The following is a 6,692-nucleotide window of genomic DNA, read 5'->3' as shown; positions in this document are numbered from 1 at the left end:
CCGACGTGGTGAGCGGCTTCTCGACGAGGACCGCCTTGCCGGCCCGCGCCGCCGCCACCGCGATGCTCGCGTGCAGGTCGTCCGGGGTGGCCACCACGACGGCGTCCACCTCCGGGTCGGCGACCAGCTCGTCGGCGCTGCCGAGCGCCCGGCAGCCCACCCGCTCGGACACCCGGCGGGCGGACTCACCGGTCCGGCTCGCCACGGCGACGACCTCGGCACCCGGATGCTCGGCGAAGGCCGCCGCGTACGCGGCACCCATCGTCCCGGTGCCGACGACGCCGATCCGCACTCTGCCGCTCACACCGCCCGCCTCCCCGGCACGGCTCACTTCGCGCCCGCCAGCAGCTCGTCCCAGTCCTCGGAGACGGCGGCCAGCGTCTCGGCGGCCGGGGCGTCACCGGTCATGAAGCCCCGGATGCGCTCGAGGTAGGCCTTGTCCAGCTCGGTGTCGGTGCCGATGTCGGCGGGGACCACGTTCTGCTGCTCGGACACCACGACCTTGCGGGCCGCGTCGGCCGGCGTCGTCGGTTCGATGTCGGTGAAGAACGGATCCTTCAGCGTGTCCTGTGTGGACGGGAATACCGTGGTCAGCTTGCACAGTGCCAGCTGGTTCTCCGGGCTGGTGACCCACTTGATGAACTCGGCCGCCTGCTCCTGCACGTCGCTCTTCTCCGGCACGACGAACGACTGCATGCCGGGGATCACGAACTTGCCGCTCGACCCGGTGACCGCGCGGTCGACCTGGAGCCGCCCGTAGACCTCCGGCGCGTTGGTCTCCACGTTCAGCAACAGGAACGGCAGGTCGCTCACGGCCGCGGCGGCGAGCCCGTTCTCCAGGCTCTGCGGCAGGTTGCGGGTCTGCTCGGTGACCGCGCCCGGGCAGATCGTGCCGTCGTCGTAGGCGGCCTTGAACTTCTCCAGTACCTCCACGGCCTGCGGGTTGTTCAGCACGGCCTCGGTGCGGTCCTCGTTGAGCAGCGGCACGTCGTAGCTCATCAGCACGCCGATGGTGGGCAGCGCGTTGAACGCGCACTTACCCGTCTTCTGCGCGATGGTGCGGCCAGCGTTGAATGCTTCCTCCCAAGTGGAGGGAAGGGTGCGGATGCCGGACTCGGCCAGGGCCGCGGAGTCGTACGCGGCCACCGGGGCGCCGCCGTTGTACCACGGGATCGCCTTGAGCTGATCCCCCCGGCGCAGGCTATCCACCATCGCGCCCTGGTAGGAGGCGAGCTCCTTGTCGTCGAGGTACGGGGTCAGGTCGGCGAGGCTGTCGCCGAACTGGTCGACCCGGTAGTCCTCGATGTTGACCGCGTCCGGCACATCCTTCGAGGCGATCGCGGCGAGGAACTTGCTCTCGATGTCCTCGCCGGGCACGTCGACCCAGCGGATGGAGATGTCGGAGTGATCGGCCTCGAACCGGTCGACCAAGCCCTGGATGTAGTCGCCAAAGTCCTTCTTCAGGTTGATCGTCCAGAATTCGACGGTCACCTGCCCACTCTGCTGCTCGGTCGCCGCGTCATCGGTGCCGGCGATGCAGCCGGCCAGTACCGCGGTCGTGACCAATGCCGTCGTCAGCCTGGTCGCCAGGCGCCAATACCGCACGCCGACCTCCTTCTTGACAGTCGAACCGTGCTTCCATAGGTTATTTCGGACGACCAAAAAGCTAATATGTGCCATAGCATATCCCCGGCGAGGTTGACGATGTCAAGAGCACGTCAAGAGCACCGAATACCGCGCCGGCAGCGCCGACGACAGCGGACATGGCACTGCCGGTGACAGTGCTGGCCCGTGCCGCCACCGAGCGGCCGCCCGCGCTCGCCGCCCGACCTGGGGGCGGGCGGCGACGCGGTGCGGGCGGTCCGAAGTGGTGGGTCGCCTACCTGTTCCTGGCTCCGGGCCTGGTGTTCTTCGGCGTGTTCTACGCGTGGCCGGCGGTGACCGCGGCCCAGCTCGCGTTCTACGACTACGACATCGTCAACCCGCCCCGCTTCGTCGGCACGGGCAACTTCGAGCGGCTGGCCCAGAGCCCGGAGTTCTGGCAGGCGTTCGGCAACTCGCTCCTGTTCCTCGCGATGTTCCTGCCGCTCGTGGTCGTGCTGCCGCTGCTGCTCGCCGTCGCGGTCAACCGGCGACTGCGCGGCATCAGCGCGTTCCGGCTCGTCTACTACCTGCCGGTGGTCACCTCGATGGTGGCGATCGCCATCGCGTGGACGTTCATCTTCCACCCCAGGGGCGCGCTGAACTGGCTGCTGCTGCGGCTGGGCGTGATCGACACCCCGATCCAGTTCCTGCTCGACGAGAGCTGGGCGCTGCCGGCCGTGGTGCTGGTCGAGGCGTGGCAGTACGCCGGCTACTTCATGATGATCTACCTGGCCGGCCTCCAGTCCATCCCGGCCGGCCTGTACGAGGCGGCCGCCCTGGACGGCGCCGGCGCGTGGGCCCGGTTCCGCCGGATCACGGTGCCGCTGATCCGGCCGTATGCCGCGGTCTGCGTCGTGCTCGGCGGGATCCTCGCCACCCAGTCGTTCGCGTCGATCTACGTGCTGACCCGCGGCGGACCGCAGGGCTCGACCACCACGCTCGGCTTCTACATCTGGTCGCGCGCGTTCGAGCACTTCGACTTCGGCTACGCGAGCGCGGTCGGGCTCGTGCTCTGGCTGTTCCTGGTCGGCTTCGCGCTCGTACAGTACCGGCTGACCCGGGGGGAGCCGGTCGGATGACGCCCCCGACGGGTACCCGGACGAGCACCACGAGACAGCCTCGGGTGGCGCCGCCGTGGCTACGCAGGCTCGGCCGGTACGCGCTGCTCACGCTGATCGCGGCGGTGTTCGTCGGCCCGTTCCTGATCCTCATCGCCACGGCGCTCAAGCCGGGCACGCGGCCGGTGTACACGTTCCCGCCCGACCTGCTGCCGATCCCGCCGGTCACCGACTTCCTCGTCGAGGCGTGGACGTCGGTGCCGTTCGCCCGCTACCTGGTCAACTCGTTGCTGTACGTGGTGTTCACCGTGCCGGCCTACCTGGTGATCTCGGCGCTGACCGCGTACCCGTTGGCCCGCTTCCGCTTCCCGGGGCGGCAGTTCGTGTTCTACGCGATCCTGTCCACGATGTTCCTCGCGCCCGAGGTGATGCTGATCCCACGGTTCCTCGTGGTGTCCCAACTGGACCTGGTGGACACGTTCGCCGGCGTGATCCTGCCCGGCCTGCTGTCGGCGACCGGCGTGTTCCTGCTTCGTCAGGCGTTCGCCGCGATCCCGCAGGAGCTGCCGGACAGCGCGCGGGTGGACGGTGCGGGGGAGCTGCGGATCTTCTGGCACGTGATGCTGCCACCGGTCCGGCCGACGCTCGCGGTGCTGGCGATCTTCGGCTTCGTCAACGTGTGGAACCAGTTCCTGTGGCCGCTCGTCGTGCTCGAGGACCCGGACACGTACCCGGTCACGCTCGGGCTCGCCTACCTCGCCGGCACGTTCGGGGCGGATTCCCGGGCCGCGGCCGCCGGCGCGGTGCTGGCGATGGTCCCCGTCGTCGCCTTCTTCCTGTTGATGCAGCGGCACATCATCGAGGGCATGTCGGGCGCGCTCAAGGGCTGACCGGTGGTGACTCGCGGAGGTGGCATGGAGGCCGAGCGGAACGGGCCGGAGAACGAGCCGGGGCTCACGCTCGCCGACGCCAACGTGCTGCTCGGCCGGCACCCGCACAGCCCGACCGGCGCCGACACCGCGGCCGACCTGCTGCGGTGGATGGACCGGTTCGGCATCGCCGAGGCGGTCGTCGGGCACACGGCGTCCTGGCTGCACGACCCGGCGGCCGGCAACCGGATGCTGACCGACGCGCTCGGCACGGCATCCGGCCGGCTGCGCCCCTGCTGGGCCGTGTTGCCGGGCGGCACCGGGGAGCTGGGCGAGCCGGACGAGCTCGTTGCCGGCGCGCTCGCCGCCGGCGTCGTCGCGGCACGCGGGTACCCGGCCGACCACGGCTGGTCGCTCGGCACACCGGACGCGACCCCGCTGCTGCGCGCGCTCGCCGGGGCCGGCCTGCCGCTGCTGCTCGACGCGGAGCAGACGTCGTGGACGGAGATCACCGCGTGCGCCACGGACCATCCGGAGCTGCGGCTGGTGGTGTGCCGGACCGGGTACCGGGCGCTGCGGCGCATCGCGGGCGTGCTCGGCGGGACCGGCAACGTGTGGATCGAGACGTCCACGCTGACGACCCACCAGGGTCTGGAGTGGCTCGCCGGCCGGTTCGGCACGCAGCGGCTGCTGTTCGGCACCGGCGCGATGCTGCAGGACCCCGCGGAGGCGGTGACCCGGCTGCTGCTCTCCGGCCTCGACGACACGGCGGTCCGCGCCATCGGCGGCGCCAACCTGCGCCGGCTGCTGACCCGGCCGGGGGTGCGCGCGGGTATGAGCGGAGCTTGCGGAGCGAACCATCAACACAGGGCGACCGCGAGCGGCGACACCGAGCCTGCGAGGGGTCGACGTGAGTGAGCTTGCCCTGGCCGTGCTGGAACGCAGGCCGCTGCGCGGGGTCACGGTGATCGACGCGCACGCGCACACCGGCCCGTACAGCCTGTTCTTCATCCCGGACGCCGACGCGGCCGGCATGGTGGCGGTGATGGACCGGTGCGGGGTGGACGTCGCGGTGCTGTCGAGCCTCCTCGGCCTGCAGCTCGACGCGGCGGCCGGGAACCTGGCCACGGCGCGCGCGGTCGACGCGTTCCCCGGCCGCCTGCTCGGCTACCTCACGATCAACCCGTGGCACGACCCGGAGGCCGAGCTCGCCGCGTGGGCGGGCGACCCGCGGTTCGTGGGCATCAAGCTGCACGCCGACCTGCACGGCTACCCGCTGACCGGTTCGCGCTACGAGCCGGTGTGGGCGCACGCCGAGCGGACCGGGACGCCGGTGCTGTGCCACACCTGGTACGGCTCGCCGTTCGACGACCCCGGGCAGGTGGCGCGGGTGGCGGAGCGGTATCCGGACGTCGTCGTCCTCGCCGGGCACGCGGGCGGTCCGGAGCCGGGCATCGACGTCTCGATGGAGATCGCCGCGCGACTCCCGAACGTCGTTCTGGAGACCTGCGGCAGCTTCGTCACCGGGCACCACCTCGAGCGGATGGTCGACGTGCTGCCGCCCGGCCAGGTGGTGTTCGGATCCGACTTCCCGTTCATCGACCTGCGCCACTCGCTCGGCCGGACGGTCTTCGCCCGGATCGGCGACGCCGAGCGCGCGGCGATCCTCGGCGGCACGGCGGCGACGCTGTTCGGTATTTCTGATGAACAATCGCACTGAACTCGAACGAGGGGGTCGGATGGCACGCGGGCGCATGGCGGGCCGCCGGTCGGAGATCGCGATCGGCGTGATCGGGGCTCGCGAACTGGTGGACCGGATCATCGCGGTCGCCGGGCGGCTGGACGAGCCGCTCCGGCTGGTCGGCGCGGCCTACACCGCCGAGCAGGAGGGCTACGACCGGCTCGCCGACATCGAGACGAAGATCGACGTGGCGCTGTTCGCCGGGCCGCTGGCCTACGACCTCGCCCGCCAGCGCGGCGAGCTGCCGGTGCCGGCGACCTACGTGCCGGTCAGCGGGGCCGCGCTGTACTCGACGCTGCTGCGCGGAACCCTCGGGAACCGCTGCGACCCGGCCCGGGTCAGCGTCGACTCGATCTCGGCGCACGACCTCGAGGAGGCCTACGCCGAGATCGGCGTCGACCTGGCCGGGGTGCACGTGCACGAGTACCAGCACCCGCGGTCGGCCCGCGAGTTCTACGCCTTCCACGAGCGGCTCTACCGGCAGGGTGCGACCTCCGCGGCGCTGACCACCATGCCCACCGTGGAGCGGCGGCTGCTCGACGCCGGGGTGCCCGCGCTGCGCATGGTGCCCACGGCGGCCACCCTGCGGATCGCGCTCAACACCGCGATGCTGCTGGGCAGCGGGAGCCGGCTGAAGGAGTCGCAGATCGCGATCGGCGTCGTCGAGCTGGCCCCGGCGGCCCGGTCCGGCCACTCCGACCCCAGCAGCTACGGGCAGCAGGAGCTCAACCTCGCGCTGCACCGCGAGCTGCTGCAGGTCGCCCGCACGATGGGCGCCACGGTGCTGCCGCGGGGGGACGACAGTTACCTGATCATCGCCACGGTCGGCTCGGTGGCGCAGGTGACGTCGGGCTTCCGGGTCGCCCCGTTCCTCGACCACGTCGGCCAGGAGCTCGGCGTAGCCGTCTACGTCGGGCTCGGGGTCGGCGCCACCGCCCGGGACGCGGAGGCGAACGCGCGGGCGGCGCTCGAACGCGCCCGCACCGAGCCGAACGCCCTGGACGTGGGTATGGCCGCGATGGTCGGCCCGGACGGCAGCGTCCTGTCCCTGCCCAGCCGGCTGCACGAACGCGCCGACGAGCACGCCGACGAGACGCCGGCCGACGCGGAGCCGAGCCGTGGCACCGACCTGCTCGGCCGGCTGGTCAGCTCGCTGGACGACCGGTCCGGCCAGGCGCTGGTCGTCGACGCGGAGCGGGTGGCCGAGCTGCTGGACGTCAGCGCCCGGACCGCTCGGCGCACCCTGCGCACCCTGGTCGAGGAGGGTCTGGCGTGGCCGGTCCCGCCGGCCCGGGCCGCGGGCGCCGGCCGGCCCCGCCAGCTCTACCGGCTGGTCACCGCGAAGCTGTCCCCGAGCGTGCTGGACGACTAAGAGTTCGA

7 protein-coding genes are annotated in these 6,692 nt (G+C 71.8%); 5 read left to right on the top strand and 2 right to left on the bottom strand.

From position 1 onward, the window contains the following. Both ACRDTB_RS09910 and ACRDTB_RS09905 read right to left on the bottom strand, forming a co-directional pair. Nucleotides 1-304, bottom strand: a 304-nt coding sequence (locus ACRDTB_RS09910; protein WP_431429735.1) for a Gfo/Idh/MocA family protein, incomplete at its 3' end; no start/stop codon positions are given. 23 nt (nucleotides 305-327) lie between these two features. Beyond that, on the bottom strand, nucleotides 328-1,605 hold the full coding sequence (locus tag ACRDTB_RS09905) for an extracellular solute-binding protein (protein ID WP_431429734.1): 1,278 nt from the start codon (nucleotides 1,603-1,605) through the stop codon (nucleotides 328-330). Nucleotides 1,606-1,763: 158 nt separating this feature from the next. On the opposite strand from ACRDTB_RS09905, the gene ACRDTB_RS09900 reads away from it, so the two are divergent. Genes ACRDTB_RS09900 through ACRDTB_RS09880 form a run of 5 tightly spaced genes read left to right on the top strand, consistent with a single transcriptional unit; the run spans nucleotide 1,764 to nucleotide 6,684 of the window. Further along, a complete protein-coding gene (locus ACRDTB_RS09900; protein ID WP_431429733.1) occupies nucleotides 1,764-2,723 on the top strand; it encodes a carbohydrate ABC transporter permease in 960 nt (319 codons plus the stop codon). After that, nucleotides 2,720-3,592 (top strand): carbohydrate ABC transporter permease, encoded by an 873-nt coding sequence (locus ACRDTB_RS09895; RefSeq protein ID WP_431429732.1) that lies wholly within the window; start codon nucleotides 2,720-2,722, stop codon nucleotides 3,590-3,592. Before ACRDTB_RS09900 ends, ACRDTB_RS09895 begins: the two co-directional genes overlap by 4 nt. A gap of 24 nt (nucleotides 3,593-3,616) precedes the next feature. Further along, nucleotides 3,617-4,489 carry an amidohydrolase family protein gene (locus tag ACRDTB_RS09890; protein WP_431429731.1) on the top strand — a complete coding sequence of 291 codons (873 nt, stop codon included), beginning with the start codon at nucleotides 3,617-3,619 and terminating at the stop codon, nucleotides 4,487-4,489. After that, a complete protein-coding gene (locus ACRDTB_RS09885) occupies nucleotides 4,482-5,291 on the top strand; it encodes an amidohydrolase family protein (protein ID WP_431429730.1) in 810 nt (269 codons plus the stop codon). Before ACRDTB_RS09890 ends, ACRDTB_RS09885 begins: the two co-directional genes overlap by 8 nt. Nucleotides 5,292-5,310: 19 nt before the next feature. Further along, complete coding sequence (locus ACRDTB_RS09880) at nucleotides 5,311-6,684, top strand: hypothetical protein (protein WP_431429729.1); 1,374 nt, start codon at nucleotides 5,311-5,313, stop codon at nucleotides 6,682-6,684. Nucleotides 6,685-6,692: the final 8 nt, after the last annotated feature.

It is taken from the genome of Actinophytocola sp., assembly GCF_050699935.1.
Taxonomy (GTDB): domain Bacteria; phylum Actinomycetota; class Actinomycetes; order Mycobacteriales; family Pseudonocardiaceae; genus Actinophytocola.
The sequence above is the reverse complement of the archived record's forward strand: the minus strand, read 5'-3'. Positions and strand labels throughout refer to the sequence as shown.